We start from the raw sequence: 22,208 nt of genomic DNA, 5'->3' as shown, positions 1-22,208 counted from the left end.
AGATTGTGTATTACCATCTTCTTTTGCTACTGGTGGAGTAGTAGTTTCTGCTCCTTTTTGTTCTCCTGAACCAGATTGTGTATTACCATCTTCTTTTGCTACTGGTGGAGTAGTAGTTTCTGCTCCTGAACCACTTTCTCCTGGGTTTGTAGGTGTTGAAGGTGTTTCAGGTTTTTTAGCTTCTTCTTTTTTTTCACAAGAAACAGCAAAAGCAAATCCTGCTAATGCTGTTGCACTCGTACCTAAAGTTAAAAGCACGTTTTTAAATTTTATTTTCATTTTTCTCCTAAAAATATTATTTTATTAATTAGTAAAATACCATTTAATTTCATGGTATTTCCATAATATTTTATATTTTTTCTTCTTTTTTTACAAAAAAAAAAAAAAAAAGTCTTTTTTTATTAAAAAAACAGTCTTTTTTTACTTTTTTATTATATATATCATGTTATGATTTAAAATTTTATTATTACTTTCCTAAACGATTAGTAAGAATTTTTCCTACAATAGTTCCGTCGTTTGTTGCTGTTGCAATTTGTCTAATTTCTTTTTGAGTTACATCTCCAATAGCGTATATTCCTTTTTCTTTAGTTTCTTGGAAGTGATCCACTTTGATAAAACCATTTGGTTCTAAAATATTTAAGTCTTTTAAGAAACTAGTTGCAGGAATAAATCCAATGTATGGAAATAGTGAAGCAACTTTAATTGTTTGAACTTTGCCATCAATTTCAACTTCTGCTTCTTCTAAAGATGTATTTCCTTTTAATTTTAAAACTTTAGAGTTAAAGTGAACTTTAACATTTGGTTTTGACATCAATTCATCAACAAGTCTTGGTTCTGCATTAAATTTAGCATCTCTTACAAAGATATTTACTTCTGAAGCAATAGAAGCTAAAAAAGAACCTTCTTCAACAGCTGAATTTCCACCACCTATAATAATAGATGGGTTTTTACCAAATAAAGGACCATCACAAATTGCACAATAAGAAACACCACGATGTTCAAATTCTAAAATCCCTTCAATATCCATTGGTTTTCTTTCGTTCATACCAGAAGCAACTACTACTGCTTTTGCTTTAATAATTTTATTATTTTTTAAGTGAATTTCTTTTTCAAACTCACTTAAAGATAATACTTTTTCTACTTCGCCATATAAATGCTCTGCACCATATTCTAAAGCATGTTCATACATTCTAAGAGCTAAATCAGCCCCCATTACAACTTTATCTCCTGGCCAGTTTTCAATTTTTGATTGTGCTACCATTTTTCCACCAGGAGCACCTTTTTCAATAATTGCGACTGATAAATTTCCTCTAGATGCATAAATTGCTGCTGTTAAACCAGCTGGACCTGCACCTATTATTGCTACATCATAAATTTTTTCCATTTTTTTACCTTCTTTTATTTTATAATTTTAATTAATTCTTTTATAGTTTACTCAAGTAATGAAAAACATTTTTTCTTTTGTTTTCTCGTATCTTTGAACTTTATTTACTTTAATTCCTGTTTTACTAATTGAATATTTGTAATTTGCAAAAAATTGGTAATAAATTACAAATATTAAACCAACAACAATGTAAATAATAGCTAAAACAAAGTAAAATACATAAGATTCTTCTCTTAAAAATTCCATAGAAGATCTTACTATTCCGTATCAAATTAAGTAGAAACCTGCTGTAACACCAGGTTTTAATCAATTGAAAAGATTAAATATTCAAACAATTAATATATAACCAACAATTGATGTTAAAAACTCATAGAAAAATAAAGGTACTCTTAATGCTCCATCGGAATTAACAGAGTCACTAATAAACATATTTCTTACAATAGTTTCTCCAAGTCATAAGACACTACTTCCATCTACATCTATTTTTCCATAAACTTCATGGTTGGTATAATTTCCTCATCTACCAATTGCTTGTCCTATTAAAACAGCTGGTAAAATAATACTCATTGCTTTTCGATAGTCTATTACGCTTCTTTTAAAATAAATATATATTAAATCACTTATTGTAGCTAAAATAACTCCTCATTGAATTGATAAACCACCCGATCTAATATTTCATCAAGTATGTTTTAATGATTCAGCATTTCCTGCTATTAATTGTTCAAAAATAAAACCAAGTCTTGAACCAATAATAGATGTAGGAATAGTAATCATTACTAAAATTGCTAAATGATCAGTATTCATTTTTTCTCTTTTTCAAAAAAAGAAAATCGTGAAAATTGCTAAAATCATTCCCAGCATAATCATAACACTATAAACTGGTAATCAAGTTTGATTAAATAAATAATATGCCTCTCCTTCTTTAAAAGGACGTGCTTCTTTTAAATATTCAGGAAAATTTGCATTATTTGGCATTGTTTTTTATCCTTTCTTGTATTTTTTGAATTGGATCTAAACCATCCTGTTTAACCAAATAAGAATTAACAGCTGCAACAACAAGTGATGAAGTTGTTCTTCCTTGTTTAACAGGAATTTGAATTTTTTGAATAGTTCCACCTAATATATTATAATGCAATTCACTATTACCTAATCTATCAAAATTAATTGCACTATCACTTAATACTAATTCAAGAACTAAATCAATATCAAGTTTTTTTCTTATCATACTAGAACCATAAGTATGTCTAATATCAATTATTCCAATTCCTCTAACTTCTAATAAATCTTGAGTAATTGGAGATGGTTTTCCAATAAATCTTGTTCCAAGCCTAGAAATAATTACCGTATCATCACTAACAAAAGTGTGTCCATCTTGAATTAACTCAAGCACTGCTTCAGATTTTCCAACTCCTGAAGAACCTACAATTAAAACCCCAACTCCGTTTATGATAATTGCACAACCATGAACTGCTTCTTTTTTAGCAAAATATTCTGATAAAAAACTTCCTATATTAGCAATCAAAGTTGAAAGATGTTCTTTACTATTAGTAACTTGTACTGAAAACTGATTTGCTATTTCTAAAACTTCATCATACAGTTTTTGTGAAAAACCAATAGATAACATTAGCAGGGGTGGATGCTGCCCTAAAACACGAATTAGTGCATTTTTCCTTTCGCTTTGACTTAAAGAAAGTAAAAATTCTGATTCATTTGTTCCTCAAGCAACAATATTTTTGGTTAAAGTTTCATTACTTACTACACCTGCAAGTAATAAACCTGCTCTATTAATGGAAGGACGTTTAATTTCTCCTTCTGGAAAATGGTTAATTGGATTTAAGTTAAATTCATTAATTAAAAAAGAAATTTTAATGTTTTCCATTTTGTAATACTCCTTTTAAATACTGACCTGTAAAGGAATTTTCGTTTTTTGCTACTGCTTCTGGTGTTCCTGTAGCAATAATTTTACCACCATTGACTCCACCACCTGGTCCTAAGTCTATAACATAATCTGCTACTTTAATAATATCTAAATTATGTTCTATTACTAACACTGTTTCTCCACTATCTGCAAGGCGATTTAAAACTTTAATTAATTTAGAAACATCTAAAGGATGAAGTCCTGTACTTGGTTCATCAAGAACATAAAAAGTTTTTCCTGTAGGTTTTTTTTGTAAAAATTTAGCTAATTTTACTCTTTGTGCTTCACCACCTGAAAGTGTTGTAGCTGACTGACCTAAAGTTATATAATCTAATCCAACATCAATTAAAGTTTTTAATTTTGTTGCTATTTTTGGTCTATTTTCAAAAAATTCATAAGCATCTAAAACAGTCATATTTAAAACATCAGAAATATTTTTGTTTTTATATTTAATTTCTAAAATTTCGTTTTTGTATCTTGTACCATCACAGTGGTCACAATTGATATAAACGTCAGGTAAAAAATGCATTTCAATCTTTAACATCCCATCCCCTTGACATTTTTCACAACGCCCATCTGAAGCGTTAAAAGAGAATTTTCCTTTTAAATAACCTCTACTTCTTGATTCTTCCAAATTAGCAAAAACATCTCTAATATCATCAAAAACGCTTGTATAAGTAGCAGGATTTGATCTTGGTGTTCTACCAATAGGGGATTGTGAAATTTTAATTAGTTTATCAATGTTATATTGCCCATTTATAGAAACATGTCTTCCTACTCTAACTTTGTCTTCAGAAGTCATATTTTCAAGTGCTTTAACTAATATTTCATTAACTAAAGTACTTTTACCTGAACCAGAAACACCTGTTACAGCTATAAATTTACCCAAAGGAAATTGCACATCAATATCTTTTAAATTATTTTCTTTAGCACCTCTAATGGTAATAAATTGTCCATTTCCTGCTCTTCTTTTTGTTGGAATAGCAATAAAATTTTTTCCTGATAAAAATTTTCCTGTTTCTGAAATTGGATTATTAATGATGTCTTCAATGGTACCTTGAGCAACTAATTGTCCTCCGTTTCTTCCAGCAAGTGGTCCTATTTCAATAATATGATCAGCTTCTAAAATTGTTTCTTCATCATGTTCAACAACTATTAAAGTATTTCCAATTTCCACCATTTTTTTAAGGGAGTTAATTAATTTTCGGTTATCTTTTTGATGTAATCCTATAGATGGTTCATCTAAAACATAAAGAACTCCTGTTAAATTAGAACCTATTTGAGTTGCAAGTCTTATTCTTTGAGATTCACCACCTGAAAGAGTTTCTGATTTTCTATTTAAAGACAGATATTCAAGACCTACATTAACTAAAAAAGTTAATCTATCTCTTATTTCATTTACTAAAAGCTCAGCAATTTCCTTTTCAAAATTATTAATTCTTAAATTTTGAATTTCTTTGAGAGTATCTTCTATTGATAAATTACACATTTCAAAAATATTTAAATCATTGATTTTAACAGCTAAAGAATAACGATTTAATCTAGCTCCACCGCACTCATCACAATTAAATTCAGACATAAATCTTTTATATCAATTTCTAATATCTTCACTAGAAGTTTCTAAATATTTTCTTTCTACTCTTTCAAGTAAACCTTCAATTCTTCTTGTTCGATTGTATTTATTACCGCTTTCAGATTTAATAGTATAACTAATTTCATCTTCAGAACCATGTTTTAAAACTTGAAATTCTTTTTGTGAAAACTGGTAAATTGGTTTATCAATTTTAATATCATAATAATTTAAAAGAATTTCAAATTCTCTTCACTCGATGGACTTTCCATTAATAGGAAAAGGAAATAATTTAAGTGCTCCTTCCTGAATAGAAAGATACTGATTTGGAACAATTAAATCAAAATCAGCTCTTAAAATAACACCAATTCCTTTACATTTGTCGCACATTCCACTTGGTGAATTAAAGGAAAAATCCTTTGTATCAATATTAGGCATATTGAAATCACCATAAGGACAAGCTTGTCTTTTAGAAAAAGTTATAGTTTCTTTATTTAAAATTTCAATATTAACAATTCCATTTGAATAATTAGCAGCAACATCAATTGATTCTGTAATTTTGCTTCTGTTTTTTTCTTCAATAATTAACCTATCAACAAGAATTTCAATATTGTGCTTTTTATTTTTATCCAACTTAATTTCATCTTCTTCTAAATTAAAAATTTCACCATTAATTTTTAATCTTATAAAACCTTCTCTCTTTAGTTTTTCAATTAATTTTTCATGACTCCCTTTTTCATTTGAAACAATTGGAGAAAGAATATAAATTTTGGAATTTTCAGGAAATTTAAAAATTGAATCAACTATATCTTTGGTTTTTTGACTAGTTATTTCATTTTTATGTTTAGGACAAAAAGGTTTTCCAATTCTTGCATATAATAAACGTAAATAGTCATAAATTTCAGTTATTGTTCCCACTGTTGAACGGGGATTATTATGTGTTGTTTTTTGTTCAATTGAAATAGCAGGTGATAATCCATCAATAGATACAACATCAGGTTTTTTTGTTCCACCTAAAAACTGCCTTGCATATGAACTTAAAGAATCAACATATCTTCTTCTACCTTCTTCATAAATTGTGTTAAAAGCTAATGATGATTTACCAGAACCAGATACTCCAGTAAAGACAACTAACTTATTTTTCGGTATTTTTAGATTTATATTTTTTAAGTTATTTTCTTTTGCACCAACTATGGTTATAAAGTCTTGTGTATTTTTCATTTTTTAATTATACAAAAAATGTGATTTTTTTCTTTTTTTTCTTTTTTTTGAGTAAAAAAATAAGATTTTTTCAACTTTTTGCTTTTCATTTTTAAATTAAAAACAAGCTGTCAAGCACTTTTACTTGACATTTAACAAAAAAATGATAAAATATATTTTATTATTAAAGAATTAGTAATAAAATTAATATTCAAATACAAAAACAAGAAAGGAAAATATGGTAAAAATTAGATTAAAACGTTTAGGAAATAAATTCAATCCTATTTACAAAATTGTTGCTGCAGATGCAAGAGCACCAAGAGATGGAAGATTTATTGAAGTATTAGGACACTATAACCCAAGTTCTAAAGAATTAAAACTTGAAAAAGAATTAATTTTAAAATGATTAAATATTGGAGCAGTACCAACTGAAACTGTTAGAACATTATTGAAAAAAGAATCAATTTTAAGCGAATTCGCTGCTTCTAAAAAAGCAAAATAGTATGAAAATTAACTTTTTGACACTATTTCCGAATTATTTCGAAATATTTAAAAGTGAATCTATAATTGCAAAAGCAATTGAAAAAGGAATCATCGAAATAAACATCATAGATATAAGAAAATTTTCACAAAATAAACACAAAAAAGTTGATGATCAAATTTTTGGTGGCGGTCATGGAATGCTTTTACAAATAGAGCCAATTGATTTAGCGCTGCAAACAGTTGGTGGTAAAAAAATTGTTATGAGCCCACAAGGAAAAGTTTTTAATCAACAAAAAGCAAGAGAATTATCTAAAGAAAAAGAGATAACAATAATTGCAGGTAGATATGAAGGTTTTGATGAAAGAATTATTGATTATTTAATTGATGAAGAAATTTCAATAGGTGATTATGTCTTGACGGGTGGAGAATTACCTGCTATGATAGTTGCTGATTCTGTAATCAGATTGGTTGAAGGTGTTATAAAGGAAGAATCCCATTTAAATGATTCTTTTGAAAATGAAGGATTATTAGATTATCCACAATATACCAGACCTAGAAATTATAAAAATATGTTAGTTCCAGAAGTTCTTTTTAGTGGTCATCACAAAAAAATAGAAGAATGGAAAAAACAAAAACAAATTGAAAAAACTAAAAAAAATAGACCAGATATTTTAGAAAGGAAAGAAAATGCAAAATAAATTAATGGAAATTGTTGAAAGTTCACAATTAAGAACTGATTTACCTAAATTTAAACAAGGTGATAATGTTAAAGTTCACGTAAGAATTAAAGAAGGTTCAAAAGAAAGAATCCAAATTTTCGAAGGTTTAGTTATAGCAATGAAAAACGAAGGAACTAGAGAAACCTTTACTGTTAGAAAAGTTTCATACGGTATTGGTGTTGAAAGAACATTTCCTTTAAATTCACCTACAATTTCTTCAATTGAAGTTGTTCGTTCAAACAAAGTTAGAAGAGCAAAACTTTACTACATGAGAGATAGAAAAGGTAAATCTGCTAGACTTAAAGAAATTAGAATTAAAAAATAATAAAACAAATATAGATGATTATTATATTATCTATATTTTTATTAAAGTTAAAATATGAAACCAAATTATTATGAAGAAATTATTGAAATAATTAACAAAGAAAAAGATCTTATAACTAAAAAAATATTAATTGAAACTGAATTAAGTGCCCCTTGAATCCCTGAAACTTATAAGCAAAAATTTGAAAAAATGCTTTTTGAAACTAATCAAGAACTTCTTGGAAATACTAAAAAGTTCGAAACTAAAGGAATAATAGATATTTCTTTTAATGAACTGCAAACCACTTTAGAAAATGCTAACGAAGAAACTTTTAATGCTTGTTTAGAATTTATCAAATTAACAAATACAGAGAAATATAGTTCAATTTTTGAATCAATATTCAATAGTAAAAAGTTGACTTTATTATCTAAAAACAAAATTTTATTAATTTTGCTTGATAAAGAAGATAATTTAACTTTCAACTTTGATTATGAAAATGAAAAAACTCAAATTCACACAAAAACATTCAATGAAAATTTTATATTACCATTAGTCAATTCAATTAATGATTTTATTGAAACAACTTATAAAAAAGAAATGTTTAAAAAAGAGAAAGCTTATTCAATTTTTAGCAACTTTTTCCTAGAAAATCTTATAATTATAAATAGGTTCTCATTTGAATACATACAAAATGAAATTATACAAGGAGTAGAAAATGAAAAACAATAAAGAAGAAATATTTAAAAAACTAAAAGAATATATGGAAATAGAAGGTGTTTCTAGAAGAGAAGAAAAAGTAGCAAATAAACTAAAAAGCAACACTATGAGTGGAAATTTAAATTATGAATATGATAATTTTGGTTCACTTATTATCACCAAAAAAAATCATAATCAAGGACCTAAAATTATGGTTACAGCTCATATGGATGAAGTAGGTTATACTGTTCTTGATATTCTAGAAAACGGACAAGTTAGAGTTGCAACCATTGGTGGTATATGAGCTAATGTTATAATAGGAACAAAAGCAAAACTTGTAACTAGCGAAAATAAAGAATTTTACGGGGTTTTCGGTCATACTTCCATTCATATTTTGGAAAGAGATAAAATCCAAAAAGCCGTAACAACAAAAGATTTATTTGTTGATTTTGGTTTTAAGGATAAAAAAGAAGCTGAAGAACAAGGTGTGCAAGCTGGAGATATTATCTATATTCACGGTGAAACATTTAGATTATTTAATCAGGATTTAGTTGTTGGTAAAGCAATGGATAACCGTGCAGGTGTTACTGTTTTAGATTTTCTTGTTAATAATCTAAAAGATGAAAAATTAAATAATATACCATATTTTGTTGGAACCGTTCAAGAAGAAGTGGGAACTAGAGGTGCAAAAACTTCTGTTTCAAAAATAAATCCAGATATAGCAATTGCTATCGATACAACCGCTTCTCACGATACTTATCAAACTATCAGCGGAAGACAAAAATTAGGTGATGGAGTTGCAATTAGAGTTCAAGATCGTGGAACTATGATGGATCCAAAACTTATAGAAGTTTTAATGCAATTAGCTAAAAATAAAGGTATAAAAATTTATAAATTTGTAGCACAAGGTGGTGGAACAGATGCTGCTGAATTACAATATGGAAAAGGTGGTGTTGCTACCGTAACAATCTCAATACCACAAAGATATTTACATTCTCCACTTGGAGTTTGTGATTTAAATGATTTACAAGCAGTAATTCAATTATTAACTGAATTTTTCAAATTTATGAATAATGAAGAATATAATAAAATACAATATAAATAAGGAGCAAAAATGAATAACAAAGAACAATTATTTTTAAGATTAAAAGAATACATGGAAATAGAAGGTGTTTCTAGATACGAAGACCAAGTTGTAGAAGCATTAAGAAAAAACACTAAAGATGCTAATGTAGAATATGCAAGAGATAGAATGGGAAGTGTTATTATAACTAAAAAAGATCATAATCATGGACCAAAAATTATGCTTGCTGCACATATGGATGAAGTTGGTTTTTCAGTTCTTGAAATTTTAGAAAACGGACAAGTTAGAGTTGTAACCATTGGTGGGGTATGACCTAATGTGGTAGTGGGAACAAAAGCTAAACTTATAACTACCGAAAATAAAGAATTTTACGGGGTTTTCGGTCATACTTCCATTCATATTTTGGAAAATGAAAAAATCCAAAAAGCTATAAACATTAAAGATTTATTTATTGATTTTGGCTTCAAAGACAAAAAAGAAGCTGAAGAACAAGGGATTCAAATTGGTGACAGAATTTATATGCATGGAGAAACATTTAGATTATTTAATCCTGATTTAGTTGCTGGTAAAGCAATGGATAACCGTGCAGGTGTGACAGTAATTGATCAAATTATCAACAGACTAAAAGATGAAAAATTACCAAATAGACCTTACTTTGTTGGAACAGTTCAAGAAGAAGTGGGATGTAGAGGAGCAAAAACTTCTGTTTCTATAATTGAACCAGATATCGCTTTTGCAATTGATACAGGAGCTTCCCACGATACTTATCAAGCAATTACTGGAATTCCTAAATTAGGAGCAGGAGTTGCAATTAATGTTCAAGATTTTGAAACATTAATGGATCCAAAATTAGTACAAATTTTAATGAATTTAGGTAAAAAACACAACATTCCAGTTTATAAATATGTAGCACAAGGTGGTGGAACAGATGCTGCAGAACTACAATATGGAAAAGGTGGTGTTCCAACAATTAGTTTATCAATTCCACAAAGATATTTACATTCACCTTTAGGAGTTGCTTCATTATTCGATATTGAAGCAATGATTAATTTAATGGTTGAATTTTTAAAAATATTTGATGAAAAAATGCTTGATTCTATTAGATATAAATAAAAAACAAAATTCTTCTTTTTAGGAGAATTTTTTGTTACTTTTAAATAAAAATTAATTTTAATTATATAATATAACTAATGGAGTAAATATATGAAAAACAAATTAATTTTTTTAAATACTATTTTAGTTTCAACAATTCCTTTTTCTTTTGTTTCTTGTGTAAAAATTTTTGATTCTGAAAACCAAGAAATTAAAGAAGAAAAACAATATAGAATGCAAGATGTTTATGAGTTTGGAAATTTATTAAGCAAATATCAAGATGATAATAATATAAAGAAAATTGAAGATCCGCATTTTATGATAAATTTAGAAAAATATAAACATTTTAATTATCAAAAAAAACCTTATGAAAAGCAAGCTTATCAAATTATAAAAAATGGTTATAAAATAATTTATTCTTTTAATGAATTACAAGAAAGTTTTTTAAACTTTTTTAACAAATCCTTTTGAGAAAATTTATACAATCAAAATCCAGAATTAGATAAAAATAATTATCATAGTTTGAGTGAAGAAGAAATTCAAGAAATAAATAAAAAAGAATTTGAAAAGCACTATTTAAACGGTGTAAGTTCAGAAAAATTTTTTGAAAATAATAATTTAATTTTGTCACAACCTTGATACTGAGGGATGTCTAGTGGTATTTATTATTCATACTTAATTCCTTTTTTTGAAAATCAGACAAATCAACTTATCTTGAAAAAAGTTCAAGCAATGGATTTGCCAATTAAAACAATAGACCTTGCCAATAGTCCTTACTTCAAATCAATATTAGAAATTTTAAAAATAGATAAAAATAAAAAAGTTGAAATAATAGATACTCCCATCGATCAAAAAGAAGCAGAAAGATTATTTGAATTTCTTAAGAAAAAATATGATGTAAATAATGATAAAAAAGAAAATTCATAGGACTTTAGGTTCTATGTTTTTTAAAATTAGTGTTAATTTACAGAAAAAACAAGTTTTTACAAAGGAAAATTGCTTTTTTTAGTAAAATTTTATTGCAAACATTTGTTTGTAGTTTCCTGACTGGGATAATTACCCAACCGGATGTAAAAGCCATCGTACTCATAGAGCATGATCGGGCGGAATTCCCGAGCCGACAGTAAAGTCTGAAGATAGTTATTACTAAATGTTATACTTTTTAATTTCAGTGAAACTTAATTTTTGAAAAGAGGAAAAAATGAAACATAAATTAGATTATTATGCTGCTAATTATTTTTTTAAAGCAAAGCAAATTATCGAAAAATTTAACCCGAATTCAATTGTTACTTTACAGTTCTTTCAAAGACATGATAATTCAATTTTAGGTGGAATGAACGAAGCTTTAGAATTGCTAAAAAATAATACAGATACTTCTAAATATTCTATAAAATATTTACCCGAAGGTTCAATTATAAATAATAAAGAAGTTGTTCTTGAACTAGAAGGAGAATATAAATATTTTGGAATTTATGAAGGAATAATTGATGGAGTTTTAGCAAGAAGTACTTCTATTGCTACTAATGCAAAAAGATGTATGGAAGCAGCACCAACAAAAGAAATTGTCTTTATGGGAGATCGTTCAGACCATTATTCTAATCAAGAAAGGGATGGAATAGCTGTTGAACTTGCTGGTATAACTTCTCACTCCACAAATGCAGGAGCAAGAGGTAAAGAAGAAGTGGTTTTTGGTTCGATTCCACATGCATTAATACAGAATTTTAACGGGAATTTAGTTGAAGTAATGAAATATTACTATGAACTTTTTCCAGATGAACCATTAATAGCACTTGTTGATTTTCACAACGATGTTATTAGCGATTCTTTAGCAGTTTTAAAAGAATTTAAAGAAAAACTTTTCGGTGTAAGAGTTGATACTTCTAAAGCCGTTAAAGACAAGATGTTTAAAAATAATGAAAATGAATTTGGAGTTACTCCAAATCAAATTAAAAACTTAAGAAAAGCACTAGATGAAAATGGTGGAAAACATGTAAAAATAATTGTGTCTTCTGGTTTTGATCCTGAAAGAATAGCAATGTTTGAAAAAGAAAATACACCAGTTGATTCTTATGGAGTAGGTGAGTTTATGCTAACCATAAATAATACTTTCAGTGCTGATGCAACTAAAATTAATGGAAAATTATTAGCTAAAGAAGGAAGAAAATACTCTGAAAATCCAAGGTTAATAAAATTTAATTAAATATATGAATAAAAAAATAGTTTTAAATTCTTTAGGTTATGATTCTAACTTGTATATTTATCAAGATAAAAATATGTTTAATTATTCAGTTGATACAATATTATTAGGTAATTTCATAACTATAAATAGAAAAGTTAAAAATATTCTTGAAATAGGAACAAATAATGCTGCTTTATCTATTTTCATTTCTGAAAGGGATGAAAATATATTAATAGATGCTCTAGAAATTCAAGAAAAAGCCCTAAATTTAGCTAAAAAAAATGTTGTTCACAATAAAAAAGAAAAACAAATTAATTTAATTTTGAATGATTTTAATCTTTTTTATAAAGAACACAATAAAAATCAATTACAAAAATATGATGCAATAGTTTGCAATCCGCCTTTTTATAAAATAGACAAAAATACGCAAAAAACAAAGATAAATGAAGAATTACTGATTGCAACACATGAAATAAAATTAAACTTAGAACAAATTATTTTAGGAAGTTCCAAAATAATTAAAGAAAAAGGGTATTTAAGTTTTGTTTTACCTATAGAGAGACTTGTGGATTGTTTTGAATTATTGAGAAAATACAAATTCGAACCAAAAAGAGTTCAATTTGTATTACCAAGAGAAAATGAAAATCCTAAATTTGCTTTAATTGAATCTAGATTTCAATCTGGTTGGGGGACTTTTTTTGAAAAAAACATTTATTTACATATTAACGATAAAAGCAAACATGAATACAGAGATGAAGTTAAAGAACTTTATAAACCAATAAAAACAAGGAGATAAAATGAAAAAAACATTTTTTATTACAACGCCTATTTATTATCCTTCGGGGAATCTTCATATAGGACATTTATATACAACTACTCTTGCATGAGTTTTTGCAAACTACAAGAAAAATAGAAAATATGATGTAAAAATGTTGACTGGTTCAGATGAACATGGATTAAAAATACAACAAAAATCAAAAGAAAATAATCTAGAACCACAAAAATACGTTGATATGCAAGTTCAAAAATTTAAAGATCTTTGAGAATTAGCACAAATTGACTATGATTATTTTTCTAGAACCACAAACACAAATCATAAGGAAGTTGTTTTAAATGTATTTAATTCTTTACTTTCTAAAGGAATTATTTATAAAGATAAATATAAAGGTTTATACTCTGTTAGTTCCGAAGAATTTTTAACTATTACACAAGCTAAAGAAAAAAACGGTAAATTAGTTCATCCAGTTAGTGAAGATGAGTTAGTTGAAGTTGAAGAAGAATCTTATTTTTTTAAAATGTCTCAATTTCAAGAATGATTACTTGAATATTGAAAAAACAATGAAAACTTTATTTTTCCAAAACAAATAATAAAAGAATTAGAAAATAATTTCTTAGAAAAAGGATTAGAAGATCTCTCTGTTACAAGAATTTCTTTTGATTGAGGAATAAAACTACAAAACGATCCAAAACACGTCATTTACGTTTGATTAGATGCTTTATTTAATTATGTAAGTGCTCTTAATTTTAGTTTAAAAAATGATTCTGATTTTAAGAAATATTGAGAAAATGGAGATGAAATCGTTCATATAGTAGGTAAAGAAATAACAAGGTTTCACTGTATTTACTGACCAATTATGTTAAAATCAATGGATTTAAAACTACCTACCACAATTTTAAGTCATGGTCTTATTAGAGATGCTAATGGTATTAAAATGTCCAAAAGTTTAAACAACGTAGTTGATCCTATTGAATTAATTAACAAATATGGAGCAGAACCAGTAAAATACTACTTATCTACACAAATTATTATGGGACATGATGCTAATTTTGATGAAGAACAATTCAAAAATGTTTACAACTCTCATTTAGCTAATAATTTTGGAAATTTATTATCAAGAACAATCGCAATGATTCACCAATCTTTTAATGTACCATTAAAATATAAAAAAGAACAACTAACAGACTTAGAACAAGAAATTTTTTCTGAAATACTTAATACCAAAAAAGAATTTTGCAATGAAATGGACTCTTTTAAAATTGATAAAGCTTATAAAGAAGTTTTTAATCTATCAAAAAAATTAAATGGTTATATTGATTTAACTCTTCCATGAACTTTAAAAGATAATAAAGAAAGATTGGAAGTTGTTTTAAATACTCTTTTAAACGGAATTTATGCTATAACTTGCTTTATGTCTTCTATTTTAAAAAACAAAGCGAATTTAGCTCTTCAACAATTAAATATTGAGTCAATTGATTTTGATAATATAGGAAAATGAGAACTTTTTGATAATACACTAACTCAAAAAGGTGAAATACTTTTTGAAAGAATTAAATAATAAATTCTATAAAATTTTTATATTTGGTTAAAACTAAATTGGCATATATTAATGAATTTGGAACTATTTTCAAATTACTATTTTGAGATAAACGAACATTAAAAACATTGTTTTTAATGTTTTTTATTTCCTTTATAAATAAAAGCGTTTCTTTATCTTCATCTTTTAAATAAGGTTTTTTTACTATAATATAACTACTTTTTTTAATAGATAAAAAAGTGTTTGTATCTATCTCAAAATTTAATTCTTTCTTATTATTTACTGTAATAGAAATAGGAATTTGCTCATTTTCTTTTATATTTGTTATTAAAAATATAGAAATAATAAATATAAAAAATAAAAGTATAGATAAAAATATTATTAAATTATTTTTCTTTGTCAAGATCAAAAATCTCACTTTCATTTAAATATTTGTTAGAATGAGAAACTTCTATAAAAATTGCTTCTTTTTGAAAATTTAAAATTATTTTCTTTAAAATTTCAAAATTTTCCATTGATATATTTTCAAAAGCTTCATCCAATAAAATCAAATCGAATTCTTGACACAAAAGCTGTAAGATAGATATTATTTGTTTTTGTCCTTCTGAAAAATTAACCCAATTTTCCTTTATTTCTGTTTTTAAATCTATTTGTCATTTAATAAATAATTTATCCAATTCATAAAAACTATAATTGTTTAGAAAAGTATCAACTTTTTGTGGATTATATTTAGTAATATAACCAAATACATCTATACTAGATGAAAAACTTTCCTTATTAATATAAATTATCTTTTTTCTTAATTCACTTTTATCAAAATGTAAAATTGGTAAATTATTTATTTTAAAATTTGATTCTAAATCTAAGTTTAAAATTTTCAATAAAGTAGATTTTCCTGAACCATTTTGCCCTTTTAAAATTAAATTATTATTGATTTCTAAATTATTAATTTTTAATATTGATTTAATATTATTAGGTTTATAATCTATATTTTCAAGTTGAATAGACTTTATTTTTTCAATTAAATGAGTACCATTTTTTTCTTTTTCAATAAATAAAATGAATTTTAATAAATCATACTCTTCTAAAAAAATTGGATAATACACTATTAAATCTGAAATACTATTCAAGGGATTTACAAAAGCAGCAAAAAAAGTTATAAATAAAATCATATCACCGAGTTTGAATTCCCCTTTTATAACAAATAAAGCACAAATAAAAGTTAGTATTATTGGTAAAAACTCAATTAAAAATTTTTGGAAATTTTTAAAAATAAAATTAATTTTTCATAAGTGAAAATCTTTTTCTTTCAGTTTTTTATATTTGCTTTCAAAATCTTTATTAATCATTTTGTAAAAATCTTCTTTTTTTAGTTTATCAAAATTTGTAATTACTTTATAATAACTAGAATTTAATGAAGCATTGCTTTTTAAAATATCATTATATTTTGAATTAACTACTTTTTTCTCTATAAAGGAAAACATAAAGAAAATAAAACCTATTAAGAAAGTTATCAAGAATAATTTTCAATTTAAAAACAAAATAATGAAAAATGCAAAGATAAAAGTAGAAATTTCGGAAACTAATGTAAAAGCAAAGTTGGATATAAAAGAAGCAAAACTTGGTATTATATTAAATCTTTTTATATAGTCTGAAGTATCTAATTTAAATAATTGTGAGTTCTGAGCACTTTTAAGAGAAAAAATAAAATTTTTCATAATGTTTTCTTCTATGACCATCTGCAAATTTTTTAAAAATAAGCTTTTTAAGATGTTTTGCAAAAATCTAAATAACAAAATTCAACCAAAAACAATAGTTAACTTAATCAAAATGCTAATATTATTAAAATAAATTGCTTTATTTATAACGTTTTTTAAAAAGAAAGAACTAGAAAAAGTAAGGATTGAACAAACTATAATTAACAAAAAAATAGTAATACTTTTTTCGTTTCAAATATACAAAAATAAAGGATTTTTCTGTTTAATTGCTTTTGTTTTAGGATCAAAAATTTTTTCTGTTGTAAGAATTATATTTACAAATATTTTTTTAAAAAATTCAATTTCTATTTTTCTTTTACCTACAAGCGGATCTAGTAAATAAACAAAATTTTTATCTATTTTTAAAAAGATTACATAGTGATTTAACTCGCCTTCGTTTATTAAAATAATAGAAGGTTTCTCTGATTTTAAATTTGAAAGTGCTTCAAAATCAATATGAAATGCTTCTAATTTTATTCCGTGTTTTTCTGAAAGTGTTTGCAGATTTTTTATCACTATTCCATCTTGATTATAAAAGGTTTCTTTTTTTAAATCAGATAAATTTATCCATTTTGAGTGGTAATAATGATAAAGTGATTGCAAAACTACTAGTCCACAGTCCTTTATATCTTCTTGTTTCCTTATTTTCATATTTAATATTTCCAAAAAAGAAGATTTATACTTCAAAAAGGAAAAAATTAGGAAAAATAGGTATTTTTTCTCAGATAACAATGTGTTATAATTATTAATTATGTTAATAAATAAAAGTCAAAAAAATATAAATGTATCTTTAGATGATACACAAAAAAAATTAAAAAATAGAATGGTGTTTTACTCTCTATTATGACTAACTTTTGGATTAGCAGTTATATTTTTACTTTCCTATGCAACAATTGCTATAGAAGCAGTAAAAACAGCTTATTTAAATTTAATATTTAGATTAGCTGTTTCTAATCTTTACTGATTAATTCACTTAGTCATAATTTTAGTATGTTTTGCATTAATAAGTTATCTAGCTCGCAATAGTGAAACGAAAAATATATTTTTATTAGTTGCAGCTTATATTGTTACTATACTACTTCAATCATTTTGAATACCTATCATTATTTTACAAGTAGTCAACACAGAACAAGCTAATGCAATTTCATATATATTATTAGCTATGTTAATTCCTACTTTATCAATTGCGGTTTTTGGATTTTTAGGATATTTCAATATAATTGATTTTTCTAAATGAAGAATATTTGTTTATATTGGTATTGTTATGATGTTAGTTTTATCTATAATTACTTGATTTATTTCTAACAACGTTATTATTACAGTAATTTCAGTAATAAGTATAGCTGTTTCTTGAATTTTAATAGGATTCAACTTTAACATAATTCAAAGAGAAGCTTCAATTATCATTTCTACAAATTTTGACGAACAAGAAATAAAATCAATAATGTTAAAAAGATCTTTACTTTTTGGTTTAAACCTACTTTTATCATTTATAAGAATCTTTTTGGACATGTTGTTTATACTTAGACGTTAAAAAGAAATATCGACTAGATATTTCTTTTTTATTCTAAAATAACTATTTTTCCTTTATAAAACTTATTTTTTATCAAATAATTTTAAATAATTTCCATAACCTTCTTTTTCCATTTTATCTAATGGAATAAATCTTAAAGAAGCAGAATTAATACAATATCTTAAACCGCCTTTATCTTTAGGTCCATCAGTAAAAACATGTCCCAAATGAGAATTAGCATTTTTACTTTTTACTTCTACTCTAATCATATTGTGAGAAAAATCATTGTGTTCAGTAATTATATCTTTTTCAATGGGTTTGGAAAATGCAGGTCAACCACAACCAGAATCATATTTATCATCAGATTTAAATAAAGGAGTTCCATCTACTATATCAACATAAATACCCTCTTCAAAATGCTTATCATATTTATTTGTAAATGGTCTTTCAGTATAACCTTCTTGTGTAACTTTGTATTCAAGATCGCTTAATTCTTTTAATCTTTTTTCTTTATCTATTTTTTCCATTGTTCCTTCTTTCTTTTTTTATTATAGAACAAAAATATTAAATATATACAAAAAATATAATTAAAATACTATTTTTAAAGTTTTCTTAAATTTTATGCAAAGAAAGGTATATAATGAAAATATAAAAATAAAAAGGGGATTCTTTTCAAATGAAATTAAAACAGATTCATCTATTTAGTTTATATTCAATTATATTTAAATTAACTTTTGTCATTTGCTTCATATTATCTTTTTTATCTTTATTTGACAAAATTAACACAAGAATTATAACTTTAGTATCTTTATTTTTTACTTGATTTTATTGTTTTGTAGTCATGGTGTTTTTATTTTTTTATCAGTGATTATGAATTTCTAAAATGAATAAAAAAGTAAATAAATTCTTGTTTTCTTTTTTTCCTTTAATATTTTATATAAAAAATAAAAATAATATTGATTTTGCATTTGATAAAAAATGAAATATTAAAAAATATATACAAAACTTTTTTATCTTCTTTGGTTTGCTCTTTTTAATAATTGTTATTCTTTTTGCAATAGGAACTTTTTTGCCAAATCCTGTAAAAAAAGATGATATTTATTTATCAGGAATATTAGGTTCTTTAATACCTATGAGTATAATTTTAATAATTATTGTACCGGTTGAATTATTAAATCATAAACAAATTAAAAGATAATTAATTAGTCAAAAAATTTCCATTTATGCTTTTGTAAGTATAAATGGAAATTTTATCTCCTCTTTCCCAGTTAATAGCAAAAATTTAAAAAATCAACCATTTTTTGATTGATTTTATTGTTTTTCATTTTTCTTTATACTATTTTTGTTATTATAAAATATTTTAATTTTCTGATAAACCATCAATTTTTGCAATCGCCTTAATTGAATCTTTTTCTCTTAAAGAAATAATTTTAACACCTTTTGTATTTCTAGAAGTCTCTGCAATTTGAGAAAGGGATGTTCTGATAGCAATTCCTTGTTTTGTTAAAATAAGAATTTCTTCGTTTCCTTTAACATTTCCAATATAAGTTAATTTCCCTGCTTTTTCACTATTAATAGTTCTTACACCTTTAGCACCACGAGCAGTGATTCTATACTCATCAATTAAAGTTTTTTTACCAAAACCTAATTCACCAAGAGCTAAAATATATTGTCCTTCAGCAGTTGTTGAAGCACCTACTACTTCATCATCTTGTTCAAGTTTTATTGCTCTAACTCCTTCAGACTGTCTTCCTGTGCTTCTTAATTCATCACTTAAGAAACGAACAACATTTCCATTTGATGCTCCAATAATGATTTCTTCACCATCTTTAACAACAAATGCTCTTTTTAGTTCATCTCCTTCTTTTAGACCAAGTGCAATTTTTCCATTTGCATTAATTCTTTCATAGTTACTAATTTCTGTTTTTTTAATAATTCCTTTTTTAGAAACTGTTACTAAATAAGTACCTGAATTATATTCATTAATAGATAACATTGAAATTACTTTTTCATCCTTTTGAATTCCTATTAAATTAATGAAAGGAATTCCTTTACCTTGTTTGCTTTGTTCTGGTATTTGATATGATCTTAATCTATAAACTTTTGCCAAACTTGTAAATATTAATAAATCAGTATGTGTATTAGTAATTAAAATAGAACTTAAGTTGTCATCTTCATAAGTAGAAGCAGTGTTTGAACCAACTCCACCTCTATTTTGTGTCTTGTATTCATCGATATTTATTCTTTTTACATAACCATTATTTGTTAATGTTATAGCAACATCTTGAGATGGAATTAAATCTTCATCTTGAATAGTTCCTACTTCTGTTGCAGTAATTTCAGTTCTTCTTTCATCAGCAAAATTTTCTTTTACTTCCTGTAATTCTGAAACAATTAAGTTAATTAATTTTTCTTTTGAATCTAATATTTCTTTAAGTTCTTTAATTTTTTGATATAACTCTTCCATTTCATTAACTAGTTTTTCAACAGCTAAACCAGTTAATCTGCTTAATCTCATTTCAATAATAGCTTTGGTTTGAATTTGAGTTAAATTAAATCTTGCAGCGAGTTTTTCTTGTGCTTCTGCATCGGATTTAGATGATTTAATAATTTTAATTACTTCATCAATATTTTCAATAGCTATTTTCAATCCTTCTAAAACATGAACTCTTTCTTCTGCTTTTTTAAGGTCAAATTGCAATCTTCTAGTGAATACATCAATTTGATGCTCTAAATAAACTTCTAATGCTTCTTTAAGATTTAAAAGTTTTGGTTCTCCTTTCACTAAAGCAATCATATTAATAGAATAACTAACTTGTAAAGATGTATATTTAAAAAGATTATTAAGTACTACTTCAGGGATAAATCCTTTTTTAATATCGAAAACAACTCTTATTCCTTCTCTTGACGTTTCATCTCTAATATCAGAAATTCCATCAAGTTTTTTTTCTTTAATTAATTGAACAATTTTTTCAATTAATATAGGTTTTTTGATTTCATAAGGGATTTCATAAACTATTATTTTACTTTTTCCATTTTTTAATTCTTCAATTTTTGCTTTTGATCTTAAAATAAAGGAACCTCTACCAGTTTCATAAGCTTTAGTAATACCACTTTGTCCTAAAATCATAGCTCCTGTTGGAAAATCTGGTCCTTTTATATGTTGCATTAATTCATCAATTGAAATTTCTGGATTTTTAGCTAAAGCAATAGTGGCATCAATAACCTCTCCTAAATTGTGTGGTGGTATAGTTGTTGCCATCCCTACTGCAATACCAGTAACACCAGAAACTAATAGGTTTGGAATTTTAGAAGGAAGAATTGTTGGTTCACTTTCAGAACCGTCATAGTTAGGCATAAAATCTACTGTATCTTTTTTAATGCTTTCTACCATTAAAGAAGCAATTTTAGACATTCTTGCTTCTGTATAACGCATCGCAGCTGCTGCATCTCCATCAATAGAACCAAAGTTACCATGCCCGTCAATTAATGGATATCTTAATGAGAAATCTTGAGCCATACGAACCATTGAATCATACACAGAAGAATCACCGTGTGGGTGATATTTACCTAAAACATCACCAACAATTCTAGCTGATTTTTTATGTGCAACACTATGGGTAATACCAAGTTCGCTCATACCGTAAAGAATTCTTCTGTGAACTGGTTTTAAACCATCACGAGCATCTGGAAGAGCACGAGAAACAATAACAGACATTGCGTATTCAAGAAATGAATTTCTCATTTCATCTGAAATAGGTTTAGGAATTATTCCACCTGCTTCATTTTCTATAATTTGAGAAGAAACCACATATTCTTCTTTATCTTGTGGTGCTACTTCCTCTTCATCACTTTCTTCTGCTGTTTCTTCTTTAAAAACAGTTTCCATTTCTTCGTCATCTAGAATATATTTTTCTTTTTCATCTTTATCATCAAAAAACATATTACCTCACTTACTTTAATAATCTTTTTAAATAATTTTTATTTAAATTAT

The 22,208-nt window shown here is 25.7% G+C and carries 21 protein-coding genes; 12 read left to right on the top strand and 9 right to left on the bottom strand.

Annotated features, from left to right (window positions below; genetic code table 4):
- From ACXX85_RS01635 to uvrA, 5 genes are all read right to left on the bottom strand, one after another.
- Positions 1-279, bottom strand: a 279-nt coding sequence (locus ACXX85_RS01635) for a hypothetical protein (RefSeq protein WP_458560458.1), incomplete at its 3' end; no start/stop codon positions are given.
- A 187-nt stretch (positions 280-466) separates the two neighbouring features.
- The gene (locus ACXX85_RS01630; RefSeq protein WP_458560457.1) at positions 467-1,384 is read right to left on the bottom strand and encodes an NAD(P)/FAD-dependent oxidoreductase; all 918 of its coding nucleotides are present in this window, start codon (positions 1,382-1,384) and stop codon (positions 467-469) included.
- A gap of 27 nt (positions 1,385-1,411) precedes the next feature.
- The gene (lgt, locus tag ACXX85_RS01625) at positions 1,412-2,359 is read right to left on the bottom strand and encodes a prolipoprotein diacylglyceryl transferase (RefSeq protein WP_458560456.1); all 948 of its coding nucleotides are present in this window, start codon (positions 2,357-2,359) and stop codon (positions 1,412-1,414) included.
- Complete coding sequence (gene hprK, locus ACXX85_RS01620) at positions 2,349-3,263, bottom strand: HPr(Ser) kinase/phosphatase (RefSeq protein WP_458560455.1); 915 nt, start codon at positions 3,261-3,263, stop codon at positions 2,349-2,351. The genes lgt and hprK overlap by 11 nt, the downstream gene beginning before the upstream one ends.
- The gene (gene uvrA, locus ACXX85_RS01615; RefSeq protein ID WP_458560454.1) at positions 3,250-6,093 is read right to left on the bottom strand and encodes an excinuclease ABC subunit UvrA; all 2,844 of its coding nucleotides are present in this window, start codon (positions 6,091-6,093) and stop codon (positions 3,250-3,252) included. Before uvrA ends, hprK begins: the two co-directional genes overlap by 14 nt.
- Before the next feature lie 217 nt (positions 6,094-6,310).
- Here uvrA and rpsP point away from each other — a divergent pair, with 217 nt between their 5' ends.
- From rpsP to metG, 10 genes are all read left to right on the top strand, one after another.
- On the top strand, positions 6,311-6,574 hold the full coding sequence (rpsP, locus tag ACXX85_RS01610; protein WP_458557450.1) for a 30S ribosomal protein S16: 264 nt from the start codon (positions 6,311-6,313) through the stop codon (positions 6,572-6,574).
- A gap of 1 nt (position 6,575) precedes the next feature.
- Positions 6,576-7,253 (top strand): tRNA (guanosine(37)-N1)-methyltransferase TrmD, encoded by a 678-nt coding sequence (gene trmD / locus ACXX85_RS01605; protein ID WP_458560453.1) that lies wholly within the window; start codon positions 6,576-6,578, stop codon positions 7,251-7,253.
- On the top strand, positions 7,243-7,599 hold the full coding sequence (gene rplS / locus ACXX85_RS01600) for a 50S ribosomal protein L19 (RefSeq protein ID WP_436358928.1): 357 nt from the start codon (positions 7,243-7,245) through the stop codon (positions 7,597-7,599). The genes trmD and rplS overlap by 11 nt, the downstream gene beginning before the upstream one ends.
- A gap of 54 nt (positions 7,600-7,653) precedes the next feature.
- Entirely contained in the window at positions 7,654-8,307 is a 654-nt protein-coding gene (locus tag ACXX85_RS01595; RefSeq protein WP_458560452.1) for a hypothetical protein, read from the top strand.
- Positions 8,294-9,379, top strand: a complete 1,086-nt coding sequence (locus ACXX85_RS01590) for a M42 family metallopeptidase (protein ID WP_458560451.1) — start codon at positions 8,294-8,296, stop codon at positions 9,377-9,379. The genes ACXX85_RS01595 and ACXX85_RS01590 overlap by 14 nt, the downstream gene beginning before the upstream one ends.
- A 9-nt stretch (positions 9,380-9,388) precedes the next feature.
- Positions 9,389-10,471, top strand: a complete 1,083-nt coding sequence (locus ACXX85_RS01585; RefSeq protein ID WP_458560450.1) for a M42 family metallopeptidase — start codon at positions 9,389-9,391, stop codon at positions 10,469-10,471.
- 90 nt (positions 10,472-10,561) lie between these two features.
- Positions 10,562-11,377, top strand: coding sequence for a hypothetical protein (locus ACXX85_RS01580; protein ID WP_458560449.1), 816 nt, complete (start codon positions 10,562-10,564; stop codon positions 11,375-11,377).
- Between the two features lie 274 nt (positions 11,378-11,651).
- Complete coding sequence (locus tag ACXX85_RS01575; protein WP_458560448.1) at positions 11,652-12,650, top strand: nicotinate phosphoribosyltransferase; 999 nt, start codon at positions 11,652-11,654, stop codon at positions 12,648-12,650.
- Between the two features lie 4 nt (positions 12,651-12,654).
- On the top strand, positions 12,655-13,425 hold the full coding sequence (locus tag ACXX85_RS01570; RefSeq protein ID WP_458557444.1) for a tRNA1(Val) (adenine(37)-N6)-methyltransferase: 771 nt from the start codon (positions 12,655-12,657) through the stop codon (positions 13,423-13,425).
- Between the two features lies 1 nt (position 13,426).
- On the top strand, positions 13,427-14,965 hold the full coding sequence (gene metG, locus ACXX85_RS01565) for a methionine--tRNA ligase (protein WP_436358921.1): 1,539 nt from the start codon (positions 13,427-13,429) through the stop codon (positions 14,963-14,965).
- Here metG and ACXX85_RS01560 read toward each other — a convergent pair.
- Together ACXX85_RS01560 and ACXX85_RS01555 are read right to left on the bottom strand one after the other, a co-directional pair.
- Positions 14,958-15,368, bottom strand: a complete 411-nt coding sequence (locus tag ACXX85_RS01560) for an MAG1140 family protein (RefSeq protein WP_436358920.1) — start codon at positions 15,366-15,368, stop codon at positions 14,958-14,960. The genes metG and ACXX85_RS01560 overlap by 8 nt on opposite strands.
- A complete protein-coding gene (locus ACXX85_RS01555; RefSeq protein WP_436358919.1) occupies positions 15,331-17,352 on the bottom strand; it encodes an Mbov_0121 family peptidase domain-containing ABC transporter in 2,022 nt (673 codons plus the stop codon). The genes ACXX85_RS01560 and ACXX85_RS01555 overlap by 38 nt, the downstream gene beginning before the upstream one ends.
- A gap of 100 nt (positions 17,353-17,452) precedes the next feature.
- On the opposite strand from ACXX85_RS01555, the gene ACXX85_RS01550 reads away from it, so the two are divergent.
- Positions 17,453-18,235, top strand: coding sequence for an MAG0110 family membrane protein (locus ACXX85_RS01550; RefSeq protein WP_458560447.1), 783 nt, complete (start codon positions 17,453-17,455; stop codon positions 18,233-18,235).
- Between the two features lie 62 nt (positions 18,236-18,297).
- Here ACXX85_RS01550 and msrB read toward each other — a convergent pair whose 3' ends face one another.
- A complete protein-coding gene (gene msrB, locus ACXX85_RS01545) occupies positions 18,298-18,741 on the bottom strand; it encodes a peptide-methionine (R)-S-oxide reductase MsrB (protein ID WP_458557441.1) in 444 nt (147 codons plus the stop codon).
- A 356-nt stretch (positions 18,742-19,097) separates the two neighbouring features.
- Between msrB and ACXX85_RS01540 the strand changes: the two genes are divergently transcribed.
- A complete protein-coding gene (locus ACXX85_RS01540) occupies positions 19,098-19,412 on the top strand; it encodes a hypothetical protein (protein ID WP_458559200.1) in 315 nt (104 codons plus the stop codon).
- 162 nt (positions 19,413-19,574) lie between these two features.
- Here ACXX85_RS01540 and gyrA read toward each other — a convergent pair whose 3' ends face one another.
- Positions 19,575-22,157 carry a DNA gyrase subunit A gene (gene gyrA / locus ACXX85_RS01535; protein WP_458560446.1) on the bottom strand — a complete coding sequence of 861 codons (2,583 nt, stop codon included), beginning with the start codon at positions 22,155-22,157 and terminating at the stop codon, positions 19,575-19,577.
- Positions 22,158-22,208 lie beyond the last annotated feature (51 nt).

This window comes from Mycoplasma sp. Z386 (genome assembly GCF_054343375.1).
This window is presented reverse-complemented; position numbering and strand designations above follow the sequence as displayed.